This is a genomic window from Nonomuraea sp. NPDC046570, assembly GCF_040645915.1.
Classification (GTDB): Bacteria; Actinomycetota; Actinomycetes; order Streptosporangiales; family Streptosporangiaceae; genus Nonomuraea.
The window spans coordinates 21,210-35,193 of the sequence record NZ_JBEYZF010000021.1; the positions used below are offsets into that span (position 1 = coordinate 21,210).

11 protein-coding genes are annotated in these 13,984 nt (G+C 71.9%); 8 read left to right on the plus strand and 3 right to left on the minus strand.

Annotated elements, in window-relative coordinates; all coding sequences use genetic code 11:
• The first annotated feature begins 29 nt into the window (after nucleotides 1-29).
• Nucleotides 30-2,885: a BTAD domain-containing putative transcriptional regulator gene (locus ABZ911_RS28345; protein WP_358062275.1), complete on the plus strand. Its 2,856-nt coding sequence runs from the start codon at nucleotides 30-32 to the stop codon at nucleotides 2,883-2,885.
• A gap of 44 nt (nucleotides 2,886-2,929) precedes the next feature.
• On the opposite strand, the gene ABZ911_RS28350 is transcribed toward ABZ911_RS28345, so the two are convergent.
• Nucleotides 2,930-3,355, minus strand: coding sequence for a MarR family winged helix-turn-helix transcriptional regulator (locus tag ABZ911_RS28350; RefSeq protein WP_358062278.1), 426 nt, complete (start codon nucleotides 3,353-3,355; stop codon nucleotides 2,930-2,932).
• 59 nt (nucleotides 3,356-3,414) lie between these two features.
• Between ABZ911_RS28350 and ABZ911_RS28355 the strand changes: the two genes are divergently transcribed.
• Nucleotides 3,415-4,047 carry a maleylpyruvate isomerase family mycothiol-dependent enzyme gene (locus ABZ911_RS28355; protein WP_358062281.1) on the plus strand — a complete coding sequence of 211 codons (633 nt, stop codon included), beginning with the start codon at nucleotides 3,415-3,417 and terminating at the stop codon, nucleotides 4,045-4,047.
• Nucleotides 4,048-4,087: 40 nt separating this feature from the next.
• Here ABZ911_RS28355 and ABZ911_RS28360 read toward each other — a convergent pair whose 3' ends face one another.
• The gene (locus ABZ911_RS28360; protein ID WP_358062284.1) at nucleotides 4,088-4,720 is read right to left on the minus strand and encodes a TetR/AcrR family transcriptional regulator C-terminal domain-containing protein; all 633 of its coding nucleotides are present in this window, start codon (nucleotides 4,718-4,720) and stop codon (nucleotides 4,088-4,090) included.
• 5 nt (nucleotides 4,721-4,725) lie between these two features.
• Here ABZ911_RS28360 and ABZ911_RS28365 point away from each other — a divergent pair, with 5 nt between their 5' ends.
• Both ABZ911_RS28365 and ABZ911_RS28370 read left to right on the plus strand, forming a co-directional pair.
• The gene (locus ABZ911_RS28365; protein ID WP_358062287.1) at nucleotides 4,726-5,028 is read left to right on the plus strand and encodes a trypco2 family protein; all 303 of its coding nucleotides are present in this window, start codon (nucleotides 4,726-4,728) and stop codon (nucleotides 5,026-5,028) included.
• A gap of 6 nt (nucleotides 5,029-5,034) precedes the next feature.
• On the plus strand, nucleotides 5,035-8,097 hold the full coding sequence (locus tag ABZ911_RS28370; protein WP_358062290.1) for a trypsin-like peptidase domain-containing protein: 3,063 nt from the start codon (nucleotides 5,035-5,037) through the stop codon (nucleotides 8,095-8,097).
• 47 nt (nucleotides 8,098-8,144) lie between these two features.
• On the opposite strand, the gene ABZ911_RS28375 is transcribed toward ABZ911_RS28370, so the two are convergent.
• Nucleotides 8,145-9,446, minus strand: a complete 1,302-nt coding sequence (locus tag ABZ911_RS28375; RefSeq protein WP_358062293.1) for an aminotransferase class III-fold pyridoxal phosphate-dependent enzyme — start codon at nucleotides 9,444-9,446, stop codon at nucleotides 8,145-8,147.
• Between the two features lie 114 nt (nucleotides 9,447-9,560).
• On the opposite strand from ABZ911_RS28375, the gene ABZ911_RS28380 reads away from it, so the two are divergent.
• The 4 genes from ABZ911_RS28380 to ABZ911_RS28395 are packed head-to-tail and all read left to right on the plus strand — an operon-like array spanning nucleotide 9,561 to nucleotide 13,983.
• Nucleotides 9,561-10,589 (plus strand): Gfo/Idh/MocA family oxidoreductase, encoded by a 1,029-nt coding sequence (locus ABZ911_RS28380; RefSeq protein ID WP_358062296.1) that lies wholly within the window; start codon nucleotides 9,561-9,563, stop codon nucleotides 10,587-10,589.
• Nucleotides 10,586-11,524 carry a Gfo/Idh/MocA family oxidoreductase gene (locus ABZ911_RS28385; RefSeq protein WP_358062299.1) on the plus strand — a complete coding sequence of 313 codons (939 nt, stop codon included), beginning with the start codon at nucleotides 10,586-10,588 and terminating at the stop codon, nucleotides 11,522-11,524. Before ABZ911_RS28380 ends, ABZ911_RS28385 begins: the two co-directional genes overlap by 4 nt.
• A 36-nt stretch (nucleotides 11,525-11,560) precedes the next feature.
• On the plus strand, nucleotides 11,561-12,424 hold the full coding sequence (locus tag ABZ911_RS28390; protein WP_358062302.1) for a fumarylacetoacetate hydrolase family protein: 864 nt from the start codon (nucleotides 11,561-11,563) through the stop codon (nucleotides 12,422-12,424).
• On the plus strand, nucleotides 12,421-13,983 hold the full coding sequence (locus tag ABZ911_RS28395) for an ABC transporter substrate-binding protein (protein WP_358062305.1): 1,563 nt from the start codon (nucleotides 12,421-12,423) through the stop codon (nucleotides 13,981-13,983). The genes ABZ911_RS28390 and ABZ911_RS28395 overlap by 4 nt, the downstream gene beginning before the upstream one ends.
• The last annotated feature ends 1 nt before the right edge of the window (nucleotide 13,984 follow it).

A 13,984-nucleotide genomic window follows, 5' to 3' on the forward strand; every position in this document is an offset into this window, starting at 1 on the left:
CAGGATGCCGAACCGCGATAATTCCGGGCATGCAGTTCGGCATCCTGGGGTCAACAGAGGTCTGGTCCGCACCACACCTCCCCCAGATCCCCGTCGGCGGGCCACGCGTACGCGCCGTCCTCGCGCTACTCCTCCTCGCGCCCCGCCGCCTCGTCACCACCGAACGCCTGATCAACGGCATCTACGGCGACACACCACCGAACCGCGCAGACAACGCCATCCACTCACAGATCGCCAGACTCCGTCGCATGCTCGGCGACGACCCCCTGATCCACTCCAGGCCAGGCGGATACCTCCTCGCCACCGACCCCGACGACATCGACGCCCACCGCTTCGAGCGACTCGCCGCCGAAGGCCACCGGGCACTCACCACCGGCGATCACCGACGGGCCACCGCCCTCCTCCGCGAAGCCCTGGCACTCTGGCGCGGGCCGGCCCTGGCCGATGTCGGCCCCGCGCCCTTCGCCGCAACCCAGATCACCCGACTCTCGGAACTCCGGATCACCGCCACCGAGGACCGCGTCGAAGCCGAACTGGCCCTGGGCGGCCACCGAAACCTCGTGCCCGAACTCGAAGAACTCGTCACCGCCCACCCCACCCGCGAACGCCTCCGCGCCCACCTCATGCGCGCCCTCGCCGCCTCGGGCCGCCAGACAGAGGCCCTGGAGACCTTCGAGGACATCCGCCGAACCCTCGCCGACGAACTGGGCGCCGATCCCTCTCCCGAACTCGCCGCCGCCCACCTCACCGTGCTGCGCGGCACCCCGCCCACACCCCCGAACAGCAGGACCGGCCTCCCCGCCCAGCTCACCGCATTCGTCGGCCGAACCGAAGACCTCCAACGACTCACCAACCTGCTCAGGACGCACCGCCTCATCACCCTCACCGGGCCCGGCGGCATGGGCAAGACCCGACTGGCCATCGAAGCCGCCGCCCAAGAGACCGGCGACGTCTGCTTCGTCGAACTCGCCGCCCGCTCGAGCGTCCTGCCCGCCATCCTGGACGCCCTCGACCTCCGCGAAAGCGGCCTGCACCCACAGGGCCCCGCACCAGACCCGACCCAACGACTGATCGCCGCCCTCGCCGACCGGCCCCTCCTGCTGATCCTGGACAACTGCGAACACCTCGTGGACGAAGCCGCCGCACTCGCCCACCACCTGCTCGGCCGCTGCCCCACACTCCGCATCCTGGCCACCAGCAGAGAAGTCCTCGCCATCACCGGCGAAGCCGCCTTCCCCGTCCCACCGCTCTCCCCCGCCTCGGCCACCCGACTCTTCACCGAGCGCGCGGCAGCCGTACAACCGTCGTTCGTCCCCGACCCGCCCGCGATCGAGCGCATCTGCGACCTTCTGGACCGATTACCGCTCGCGATCGAACTGGCCGCCTCGCAACTGCGCACCCTGCCGTTCGCGGAGCTCGAGTCCCGGCTCGACGACCGCTTCGCCCTGCTCTCCCGCGGCAGCCGTACGGCACAGCCACGGCACCGCACCCTGCGCGACGTGGTCGAATGGAGCTGGAATCTGCTCGAAGAGACCGAGCGGACGACGGCACGACGCCTCGCGGTGTTCGTCGGCGGAGCCACCAGAGAGGCCGCCGAACGCGTCTGCGGCAGCCACACCGCCGCGACACTCTCCTCACTCGTCGACAAATCCCTCGTCGACTTCGACGGAGAGCGCTACCGGATGCTCGCCACGATCAGAGCCTTCTGCCTCGACGGATCCACCACGGGCCGGCAGGCGCACCTGGACTACTACCTCGACCTGGCCGAAACCGCCGAACCGATGCTGCGGCGAGCCGAACAGCTCTCCTGCCTGGCCGCGCTCACAGCCGAGCACGCGAACCTGGACGCCGCCCTGCGATGGGCGATGACCTCGGGAAACCTGAACGCGGCGATCAGACTGGTGGCCGCGCTCTCCCCGTACTGGCTGCTCAGCGGACGACGCGGCGAGGCCGGGCGGATGGCCGCCGAACTCCTGGAACTGCTCACCGGGCCGATCGACGGGCTGGAGGAGGAGTACGTCCTGTGCGTGCTGGACGCCGCGGCCGTCGGGATGGCGCCGGACGGCCATGTGGCGTGCGCCCGGGCCGTGATGGCCGGGCGGACCGCCACCAGGCCGTTCCTGACCCTCATGTGGGGCAGCTTCTCCGGCGTCGCCGAGGGGCCCGCCGACCTGCGAGCCTCCGGGGACCCGTGGACGCTGGCCCTGCTCTACCTCGGGCTGGGGCTGCGGTCGTGGTGGGTGTACTCGGACCGCGTCGCGGCGGAACGCGAGCTCGGCCTCGCCCTGCAGGGGTTTCGCGCACTCGGCGAGCGCTGGGGCATGGCCGCCACGCTCGCCGAACTCGCGTTCCTCACCGACCAGCGCGTGGACCCCGCGGTGACCACGGCCATGATCGATGAGGCGCTGGATCTCACCGAACAGCTCGGTGCGATCGAGGACATGGCGAACCTGCTGTGCCGCAGAGGCGACGCCGGCCTGACCCGCGACCTGCTCACCAGCGCGAGCGAGGACTACCGGCGGGCCGCCGTACTGGCCAAGCGGGTCGGCTCGCCCGGTTCGCTGGCCATGGCCCAGCAGGGTCTGGCCGGAGTGGCGCGGGCCATGGGCGACCTGGCGGAGAGCCGCCGGCTGTGCCACGCCGCGCTCGCCGCCTGCCCGGACGGGTGGGTCAGCGGTGAGGAGACGCGGGCCAAGGTGTACATCTCACTCGGTCGGATCGCCCAGGCGGAAGGCGACCACGGCGAGGCCAGGATTTGGCTGCGCCGAGCCCTCGGATCCCAGAACCTCGAGATCACCGCGGCGGCGACTACGTCCCTGGAGGCGCTGGACGATGTGCCCTGCTCCTCCTCGACGGCATCGCTCTTCCCGGAGCCCGGCTCCTGACGTTTAGCGGACACCGAACTGGCCGACCGCCTTTACAAAGTAGATCAGAAGTCGGCGATGATGCGACTCAGGGTGGCGCGCAGGTCGGTGAGGCCCTGCTCGCCCAGCAGGGTCGCGAGGCGGCGTTCGACCTCGTCGATCGCCGCGTACCCGGTCAGCAGCGCCTTGTCGCCCTGGTCGGTGAAGACGATGAGTTTGGCCCGGCGGTCCCCCGGGTCGGGCACCCGGCGCAGGTAGCCCAGCTCCTCAAGGTCGTCGACCAACTCCCCCATCGCCTGCGGGGTCATCTGGGCCTTCTCCGCGAGCCGGCCCAGCCGGATGCCGTCGTGCTCCATATGGAAGAACACCGCCGAGTGGGCGGGCCGGATCCGGGCGTCGAACGTCTTCCCCACCTCCAGAACCACGTTCGAGACGCGCAGGTAGGCCTCGTAGAGCTGGGCGACGACGTGGGGTGGATGAGTCGGGGCCAAGGGCTTCTCCAATTGCTAAGGCGGCATTATATTCAGGTTACCTTAGTAGGAGGTTCGCGATGAACCAGGAAGAGATCTGGGCGGCCCTTGAGGTCGAGCGGCGCGGCCTGGCCGACCTGCTCGACGAACTGCCCCAGGGCGACTGGGAACGGCCGTCCCTGTGCGCGGGCTGGCGGGTCCGCGATGTGGCCGCCCACCTCGCGCTCGCCACCCAAGCGACGGCCGGGCAGGCGTTCGTCGAACTGGTCAAGGCGCGCGGCAGCTTCAACGGCATGATCTACAACTCGGCGGTACGGCACGCCAGGCGGCCGATCGCCGAGATCATCGGGCAGATCCGCGAGTCGGCCGTCTCGCGCCGTCGGGCGCCCACCACCAAACCGCTCGACCCCTTGTTCGACGCACTCGTGCACGGCCAGGACATCGCCGTACCGCTGGGGATCGAGCGGGTCATGCCGCTCGAACCGGCGCGGGCCTCCGCGACCCACATCTGGGAACGCGGCTTCCCCTTCCACCCCAAGCGGCGGCTGCGCGGGCTGCGACTGGTCGCCACCGACGTGGACTGGTCGGTCGGCGAGGGAGACGTGGTGGAGGGACCCGTACAGGCTCTGCTGCTGCTGGTGAGCGGGCGGCCCGCCGCGCTGCCGAGCCTCAGCGGCACCGGCATGGCCGCGCTGACCTCGCGCATGCCCTGACCCCGGTGGCCGCCGGGCCTCGGCCAGGCGCGGAGACCGCTCAGCCGGCGGGCGACCCGAGCCGGGCCTGGAGGCCGTCGAGGACTCGGTCCAGGCCGTAGGTGAAGTTCTCTTCGCGGTTCTGCTCCGGGTCGTGGTCCCGGTAGGCGGCGTACAGCTCGCGTAGCCGCGGGTGCGCCTGCGCGGCACCTTCGGCGGACGGCCGCAGGCCCTCCATCCACTCCCGCTCGTTCTGGTCGCCGCCGGCGAGTCTGGTCAGCACTGCGGCCTCGCCGCCGGTCATCCCCAGGACGTACGCGATCACCGTCTTCATCGCCTGGTCGGCCTCCACCAGAGCGAAGCCGCCCGCCTCGAACAGGGCGAGCATGCGGTCGGACAGCCGCATCATGTTCGGCCCGAGGTGGGTCAGGCCCACCTGGTCAAGCACGGAGACCATCCAGGGATGGCGGAGGATCATCGACCGCAGGCTGCGGGCGCAGGTGGCCGCGGCCTCCCGCCAGGACGCCGGATCGTCGACCTCCGGCACCTCCATCTCGCCGTAGACCTCGTCCACGACCAGTTCGATCAGCTCGTCCTTGTTGGCCACATGCCAGTAGACCGCGGTGGCCACGGCGCCGAGCCGGGTGCCGATCTCCGGTCGTCCGGTAACGGCGGCGGAGCCGGAGCGATTCACAGGGCGTGGAGAAGATTGGGTTGCCGGAGGCGATCGAGGCGGTGCGGGCGGAGCTGCGGGCCGCCGTGGATCAGGCGGCCGGACAGGACATGCAGTTCCCGGTCTCGTCCGTGGAGCTGCAGTTCCAGGTGGGAGTGACCCGGGAGAAGAGCGGCTCGGCGGCGCTGAAGGTGTGGGTCGTCGAGCTTGAGGGGGGCGGCGGGCTGACCCGCGAGGACACCCACACCGTCACGGTGACCCTCGGTCCTCCGGTGGACCAGGACGGAGAGCCCGTCAAGGTGCGTCGCCGCAGGCGTGAGAAGCCGTAGCGGGCGATGACCGGGATCTCCCTGGCCGACCTCGTTGTCGAGGTGCTGCACGACCAGGGCGGCGAGGACGACCCCGACTGGTCCACCGGGTCCGGCTACGTGGTGGCGCCCCACACGGTGCTCACCGCGGCGCACAACGTCGGACCTGCGGGGACCCTGTTGGTGCGCGTACGGGATGTGGAGTATCCCGCCACGGTGGCGCTGCTCGGCGACGATGTCGTCGACGTGGCCGTTCTCACGGTGCCCGGTCTCCTTCCCGAGGCGGCTCCCCCGCCGTGCGGAAAGGTCAACCGGCACCGGGCCGCGCTGATCCGCGACTGCTGGGCGGTCGGGTTCCCCCGGTTCAAGGAACGGCGGAAGCGGCAGTTGACGGCCCAGGCCAACGGCGACATCGCCACCGGTGAGAACCTGGCCGCCGACCTGCTCACGCTCCGCGTCACCGCGACTCCGCGCGCCCTCGCGGCGGGTTCCGACGGCAGCGAATGGTCGGGGATGTCCGGTGCGGCGGTGTTCAGCGGCACCATCCTGATCGGCGTGGTGACCGAGCATCACCGGCCGGAAGGCGGCCAGGCGCTCGGCGTGGTCCCGCTGACAGCGCTCGACGGGCGCGCCGACGCCGACCGGTGGTGGTCGGCGCTGGGTGTCGCCCGCGACGACTTCGTCGACCTCCCGCACGCCCCGCCCTCGGACGAGTACCTGCGCGAGCGCGTCGCCGAGCTGGGCGCGGACGAGCTGCTAGACCGCGAGGACGAGCTGGCGTTCCTGGCCGCCTTCTCGACCGGCCGGGAGCCACTGGCCTGGCTGGTGGGCGGCCCGTGGGCGGGCAAGACGTCACTGACGGCCCATTTCCTCCGTACGCCGCCGGAGAACGTGGACTGCCTGGCCTTCTTCCTGTCCAGGCGCATGGGCGACGCCGACGCCTCCGCCTTCCTTCACGCGGTGTCCACGCAGCTCACCGCGCTCCTCGGCGTCACGGCCGACCGGCTCGGCACCCACCAGGTGTTCCGCTCGCTCTGGCGGCAGGCGGTAGGCCGCGCCCGCCGCCTCGGCCGCCATCTGCTGCTCGTCGTGGACGGCCTGGACGAGGACCTCGGCCCCCAGCGCGGCCAGCCCAGCGTGGCCTCGCTGCTGCCCGGCGAGACAGGCGAGCGGGTCCACCTCCTCGTCACCAGCAGACCGCTGCCGGAACTCCCGGTGGATGTCATCGACCACCCCCTGACGAGCATGCGGAAGACCCCGCTCAAGCCGAGTCGCCACGCCCTGGAGCTGGCCCGGCGCGCCGCCTACGACCTGGACGACCTGCTCGGCCCGCGCGACCCCGATCCCGCCCGAGAGGCGCTGCTCGCGGCCCTGGTCGCCGCCGAAGGACCCATCGCCGCCGACGACCTCCCCACCGTGCTCCGCGAGTCGGGGCTCGACGTGGGCCGCCCCCGCATCCTGCGGCTGCTCGACCAGGATGTCGCCCGGCTGCTCGAACGCACCACCGGGACCGAGCCCAGGTACGTCTTCGCCCACGAATCGCTGCGCGAGTCGGCCGAGTCGGCGCTGGGCGAGACGGAGGTGAACCGGCTGCGCGGCTGCGTCCACGCCTGGGCCGAGCGGTTCCGAGCGGAACGCTGGCCGTACCGGACGCCCAGGTATCTGCTGGACGGCTACCCGGGCATGGTCGCCGCGGGCGCCCCCGAGCGGCTGATCTCGCTGTACGGCGACGCCGGGTACGTGGGCAGGGCCGTGGCCGCGCTCGGGGTGCACAGGGTCGGTCAGGAGCTGCGGCGGGCCGAGGCGGCGTGTCCGGCTGAGCCGTTGTTCGCCCGGCTCGGCCAGGCGCTCTACCGCGAGAGCCACCGCTTCGGCTCCCGGGAGGGCGACACCCAGCTGGATGTTGTGAGAGCACTGCGCCTGCAAGCCCTGGAGAGCGGCGACGGCGGGCTCGCCGAGCGGGCCGACCAATGGCTGAGCGAGGAACCGGCACCACTGGTGATGCCCGTGTGGACGGCCGACCGCGTCCCGTCGGCGCTGACCCGCACCCTGCTGGGGCACGCCAAGCCGATTGAGCGGGTGGCGATCGACCGGGCCCGCCACAACGGCCCGGTCTTGTTCCTCGCCGTCGACGCCCACCGCCAAATGATCACCAGTGGGGGCGCCGACTGCACCGTCCGCACCTGGGATCTGCGGAACGGCTGCCCCTGGGGTATCTCCGGAGGTCCCACCGGCCTGGTCGAAGTCATCGGCGACTCGCTGTCGGTGCTGCACGAGGTGCCGGGCTACTCCCAGTGGTCCCGGCGTGACCGCAGGCTGCGACGCACGGCGGACCGGTGGGACGCGACCCCGAGGCCCCCCACCGCCATGGCCGTGAACCAGCGCGGCACCCGCGTCATCACAGGCAGCGGCGACTGGCATGTGCGCGCCTGGGATCTCAAGCACGGCAGGCGGCTGCCGCTGCGCGACGAGATGTCCCGGCACACCTCGCCCATCCGCGCGGTCGCGCTCACCCCCAGAGGCGATCGGGCGGCGACGATCGACGCCTCCGGACACCTCAAGCTCTGGCTGGTACGGCGCGGCCTCCCCTACAGCGAGCAGAGCTTCCCCGCCAACGCCACGGTCGCGATCAGCGGCGACATGAGCCATGTGATCGCCCTCAAGGACGACGTCGTCCACGTGTGGCCCGTCACCACCGACACCACCCGCGCCCACCGGGTCAGCGCCGGCGTCGAGGCCGGGCGCGCGGTGGCGATCAGCGGTGACGGCCGGGTCGCGCTGGCCGACAGCGGCGATCGCGAACTGCTGGTGTGGGACGTGCGAGCGGGAAGGCTGCGATGCCGCGCCGACGGCCTGCTCGGTCCGGTGGAGTCGATCGTCACGGACGCGACCGGCTCCTACGCCGCGACGATGTCCGCCGAGGGGATCGTCCAGATCTGGCGGCCGGCCGAGGGAACCTGCCTGCTCACGTTCGCCGCGCCGAGACCCGTGACAGCGTGGGCCCTGGCCAGCGGCGGATCACTGCCCGGAGTGGCCCTGGTGCTGGGCGGAGACGGTGGCGCCCTGTCAGCCTTCCAGATCGTTCCCTGAGCTCGGCCGGATGCGCCGGGCCCGGCGCATCCGGCCGCGCCCGGCGCTCAGACCAGGCCGTCGGCCCTCATCTCCTTCAGCACCTCGGCCGCCGCCTCCAGCGTGCGGTCGATGTCGTCGTCGGTGTGCGCGCCGGAGACGTGGTTGCGCTTGAGCGCCATCGGCAGCATGAGGAACCCGCGTTCGGTCATCCGCCGGTGGAACGCCGCGTAGGCGGTGTGGTCGTTGCGCATCAGGTCGCGGTAGCCGGACACCGGGCCGGGGGTGAAGTAGAGCACGAACACCCCGCCGAACCCGCTGACCGTGGCCGGGATGTCCAGTTCGGCGGTGATCTGGCCGAGACCCTCGCGCATGCGCGCGCCGAGCCGGTGGGTGCGCTGGTAGAAGTCCGGGTGGTCGCGTAGGTAGGTCATGGTGGCGATGGCGGCGTGCGCGGCCACGGGGTGGCCGTTGAACGTGCCCGCCAGCAGCACGTCCTTGCTGAAGCGGGTCATCAGGTCGCGCCGTCCGGCCAGCCCGGCCACGGGGAAGCCGTTGGCCATCGCCTTGCCGAACGCGGTCAGGTCGGGCCGTACCCCGCAGACTTCCTGGTAGCCGCCGAGCGCGTGCCGGAAGCCGGTGATGACCTCGTCGAAGACCAGCAGCGCGCCGTGCTCCGCCGTCATCGTGCGCAGCCCTTCGACGAACTCCTGCGTCGGCAAGAGCGCGCCCACGTTGTGCGGGATCGGTTCGAGGATGACCGCCGCGATCCGTTCGGCGTGCGCCTCGAACAGCGTGGCGACCGAGTCGAGGTCGTTGAACTCGGCGATCAGCGTGGAGTCCACGGCCTCGTCCAGCAGTCCGGCCGAGAGCGGGTCCCTGGCGTAGGCCCGGCCCTGCGGCGAGATCACGTTGCGCGCGACCGCGTCGCTCCAGCCGTGGTAGCAGCCCTGGAACTTGACGATCAGCGGCCGTCCGGTGACCGCGCGGGCCAGCCGTACGGCCTGCGCGGTCGCCTCTGACCCGCTCAACGTGGTGATCATCATCTCGGCCGACGGGATGAGTTCGCACACCAGCTCGGCCAGCTCCACCTCCACCGGGGTGGTGCCCAGGCCGACGAGGTCGACGCCGTCGAGGGACCTGATCACGGCCTCGCGCACGACCGGCGCGTTGTGGCCGAGCAGGATCGCGCCGAAGGCCGCGTGGTAGTCGAGGTAGCGGGCCCCGTCGGCGTCGGTGACATAGGCGCCGTCGGCGGCGACCAGGGAGTACGGCTCGCCCACGTAGCGGGTCGCCGAGTTGACCCCGCCGGGGAGCACCGCGCGGGCGGCCTCGTCGAGCGCACGGCCGAGCGGTTTGAGTGAGTTCACAATCGCCCCTTACACGGAATGATGTTTCACGTTGGGAAGCTACGTGGAACATCATTTCACGTCAATGCCTTCCATCCCTTGACACTTGCCCGGCCCGAACCCAAAGATGCACGCATGGAAAGACATTCCATATCAACGGGTGTTCTTGTCGTCGGCGCTGGCGCCATCGCCGACCTGCACGTCGCCGCGTTGTCCACCGATCCGAGAAGCAGGCTGGCCGGGTTCGTCGACACCAGCGGGGAGCGGGCCGCGCAGGCCGCGCACCGCAACGGCGGCGTCCCTTGGAGCACCGACCTGGCCGAGGCGCTGTCCTGGCCCGGCGTCGACGCCTGCATCATCTGCACCCCCAACGACACTCATGAGCGGCTCGCCGTCCAGGTGGCCACGGCGGGTAAGCACCTGCTCGTGGAGAAGCCGCTCGCCACGACCGTCCCGGGCGCGCGCAAGGCCGCCGAGGCCTTCGCCGGGAACGGCCTGACCCTGGCGGTGGCCCACTCGCACCGCTTCTACGACTACGCCCGCACGGTGCGCGAGGAGATCCGCTCCGGCGCGCTCGGCCGGCCCGTGCTGGTACGGCTGGCGCTGCTCGGCAGCTGGATCTGGCCGGACTGGCGGGCCTGGGTGCTCGACCCGGCCCGTTCGGGCGGGCACGCGCTGCACAACGGCGTGCACCTGCTCGACCTGGTCACCTGGTGGATCGGCAGCCGCCCCCTCAGCGTCTACGCGCGAGGGCAGCGCAGGACGGCGGCCGAGCTCGACGTGCACGACTACCTGGAGATGGTGGTGCGCTACGAGAGCGGCGCGACGGCGGTCTGCGAGATGAGCAGGGCGCATCGGCCGGCCGGCTACAGCGGGCGCGACGTCGTGGTGCAGGGCACCGAGGGACTGCTCACCCTGCCCTGGGACGGCGAGGGCCCCCTCCTGACCGACGAGCGCGGCACCGCCCCGCTCGACCCCGGCGTCGCGTACGGCTTCGCCGCCCAGCTCGGCGCCTGGCTGGACGCCCTCACCGCACCGCCGGGCCCGGCGGCGACCGAGGCGGGCGTCGGCGCCGAGGAGGCGCTGCTCGCGGTGGCGCTCGGGGTGGCGGCCGAACGGTCCATGGCGCTCGGCCGCCCCGTCGACCTGGAGGAGGTCCTGTGAGGGTGCTCAACGTCCTGCTGGCCGGCTCGGCCGGGCTCGGCCACCAGAACCACCAGGCCGACATGTACGCCCCCGGCTTCGCCGCCCACCCCGGTTTCGCCGTCGTGGGCGCGGTGGAGGCGGACGACCGGTTCGACCGGCCGGACGTGGACGTGGTCAGCGTGTGCGTGCCGTTCGAGGACCGGGTCGAGGTGGTCTCGCGGGCGCTGCGGGCGGGCAAGCACGTGCTGGTCGACAAGCCGATGGCGCTGACCTCCGCGGAGTGCGAGCGGATCGCGGCGGTGGCGGCCGAGACCGGGCTGGTCTGCATGCCCGCCTACCACCAGCGTTTCCAGCCGGCCGTCCGCTCGGCCCGCGAGGCGGTGGCGGGCGGCAAGGTCGGGCTGCCGTGGAACGTGCAGGCCGACTTCCTGGTCGCGGGCGGCGGCGCGGTGTGGCCGCTCGGCGAGCTGCTCAACTTCGCCCCCTACGCGACCGACGCGATCCAGGCGATCACCGGGCTGGCCGTGACCGAGGTCTACGCGATCGCGGGCGTGAACTTCCAGGACGCGGCGGGTCCCGAGGATCTCGTCACGCTCTGCCTGACCCACGAGCGCGGGCTGACCAGCACGGTCGTCGCCGGGCGGACCCCTGCCGCGGCCGGGGTGCACGGGCTGTCGCTGCACCGCTACCGGATCAGCGGCTCGCATGGCACGCTGCTGGCCGACTGCACCCGCCCGGCCGCCGAGGTGCTGACCGCCGCGGGCGCCCGCCGGTCGTGGGCGGGGCCGGGCACCGTACACCGGATGCTCACGGAGTTGCACGCGGCGGTCGTCGCGGGCCGCCCCGCCGAGCTTGGCCCGGCCGACGGCGTCGCGGCGCTGCGCCTGGTCGAGGCCGCGAGGCAGGCCATCGCCACCGGCCAGGTGGTCCCGGCCGCCGCGCCGCGGGCCTGAGTACCGCTTTCCCCACCCCCCAGAGGAGAGTCCCACGTGAAGCTGCTGACCTACCTGCGCGACGGCGCCGTACGGCACGGACGGCTGGTGGACGGTGACCGCGTCGAAGAGCTCGGCGACGGCGACCTGACCCGCTGGCTCACCCGCCCGCCCGCCGACGCCCCCGCCCGCGGCGCGCTGCCGCTCGGCTCGCTCCAGGTCCTCGCGCCGATCCCGCACCCCGGCAAGCTGATCGGCGTGGCCGCCAACTACCAGGAGCACGTCCTGGAGGGCGGCGCCGATCCGCTGGAGCGGGAGCGCCTAGCCCCGCGCCTGTTCCTCATGCCGCCTACCGCGGTCACCGCCCCGGGCGACCCCATCCCGCTGCCCTCGGTGAGCCGGCAGGTCGACTGGGAGGGCGAGCTGGGCGTGGTGATCGGCCGTACCGCCAAGGACCTGCCGGTCGAGGAGGCGCTGACCGCCGTCGCCGGATACACGGTCGCCAACGACGTCTCGGCCCGGTCCATGGAGTACGGCTACGCCCGGGACCTGGACGACCCGGCCGTGCGCTTCTTCGACTGGCTGGCCGGCAAGTGGCTCGACGGCTTCGCGCCGTTCGGCCCCTACCTGGTGACCGCCGACGAGGTGCCGGACCCGCAGAACCTGCAGATCGAGCTGCGGGTCAACGACGAGGTCAGGCAGTACGGCACGACCAAGGACATGATCTTCACGGTGGCGGAGCTGGTGGCCTTCGCCTCCCGGCTGATGACGCTGCATCCGGGGGACGTGCTGATGACCGGCACCCCGGCCGGCGTCGGCGCCACCACGGGGGAGTTCCTCTCCGCCGGGGACGAGGTCACGGTCTCGATCACCGGCCTCGGCACGCTCACCAATCCCGTCTCGTCCACGGAGACCTCATGACCACACCACGCGTGCTGACGTCGCTCGCCGTCGCCGCCTCGCTCGTGCTGGCCTCGGCCGCCTGCTCCGCGCCGCCCGGCGCCCAGAGCCAGGGCGCCTCCGAGGCGCTGAACGTCTACCTCTACCAGAAGCCCAAGCGGTTCAGCCCGCTCGATCCGCCGACCGGCCCCGACCAGCAGGTCATGCAGCTCGTCTACGACAACCTGGTGACGGTCGACGACGGCTACGAGTACGAGCCGCGCCTGGCCGAGAAGTGGGAGGTCTCCCGCGACGGCGCCGGGTTCACCTTCCACCTCAGGAAGGGCCTGAAGTGGAGCGACGGCACGCCGTTCACCAGTAAGGACGTGCTGTTCAGCTACCGGCTGCTGGCCGACGCCAAGAGCGGCAGCGCGATGGCGGGCAAGCTGGCGGGCGCGTCGTTCGAGGCGCCCGACGAACACACCTTCGTCGTCAGGCTGGCCAAGCCGAACGTCGGCTTCCTCAGCCTGATCGCCGGGCCGTTCATGTTCGTCATGCCCGAGCATGTGCTGGGCAAGGAGCCGCTGGACAAGGTCGCGGGCAGCCCGTTCTTCAACAAGCCGACCGTGGGCCTCGGGCCGTACACGTTCGTGCAGTACAAGACCGACCAGTACGTCGAGCTGGCCGCCAACCCCCACTACCGCAAGCCGGTCGCGATCAAGAAGATCTTCCTGAAGCCGGTGTCCTCCGACGTGGCGACCGCGCAGCTCGGCACCGGCGAGATGGACCTGGCCCAGATCTCCCCCACCGACCTGGGGGCCGTGAGCGCGCTCAAGGGGGTGACGGTGGCGGCCAAGCCCAGCCCCGGCTTCATCAGGATCGCGCTCGACCTGACCGACAAGCGCTTCGCCGACGTGCGGGTACGGCGGGCCCTGCTGCACGCCGTCGACCGCGCGGCGCTGGTCGACAAGCTGCTCGCGGGCAAGGGGCGGGTGCAGAACTCCTCCTTCGTCGCCTCCTGGGCGGTGCCCGACGGGCTCGACGACTACGCCTACGACCCGGCCAAGGCGAAGGCGCTGCTGGCCGAGGCGGGCTGGGACGCGAACGAGACGGTGACGCTGTCGTGGATCCCCGGCCAGCGCGACCGCGACGCCGCCGCCACCGTCGTGCAGAGCGCGCTGGGCGCGGTCGGCGTGCAGGTCAAGCTCAAGCAGGTGCAGTCGGCCGAGCTGCTGGAGTCCTACGAGAAGCGCACCTTCGACCTGGCGCTGTTCGGCGGCGGCACCTACGCGGTCGACCCGTCCAGCAGCATGCCGATCGTGAGCTGCTCCGCCTTCTACCCGTCGGGCGGCAACATCCCGCGCTTCTGCGACAAGGCCGTCGACGAGCTGACCGCCAAGGCCAACGCGACGACGGACCAGGCCGAGCGGACCGAGCTGTACCGGCAGGCGGCGCGCAAGGAGAACGAGCAGGCCGCCTACCTGTGGCTCTACAACCCGGACACGCTCTGGGCGCACAGCGGCAGGCTGCACGGCTTCAAGGCCAGCGGCGACTTCGCGGCGGGCTTCTGGAACGCCGACGAGTGGACGCTGGCGGGCTGAG

Excerpts from the sequence above, each read along its gene's own strand:
- ABZ911_RS28380 (WP_358062296.1), top strand. The coding sequence starts at position 9,561 with ATGGAAAGACATTCCATATCAACGGGTGTTCTTGTCGTCGGCGCTGGC.
- ABZ911_RS28370 (WP_358062290.1), top strand. The coding sequence starts at position 5,035 with ATGACCGGGATCTCCCTGGCCGACCTCGTTGTCGAGGTGCTGCACGAC.
- ABZ911_RS28355 (WP_358062281.1), top strand. The coding sequence starts at position 3,415 with ATGAACCAGGAAGAGATCTGGGCGGCCCTTGAGGTCGAGCGGCGCGGC.
- ABZ911_RS28395 (WP_358062305.1), top strand. The coding sequence starts at position 12,421 with ATGACCACACCACGCGTGCTGACGTCGCTCGCCGTCGCCGCCTCGCTC.
- ABZ911_RS28345 (WP_358062275.1), top strand. The coding sequence starts at position 30 with ATGCAGTTCGGCATCCTGGGGTCAACAGAGGTCTGGTCCGCACCACAC.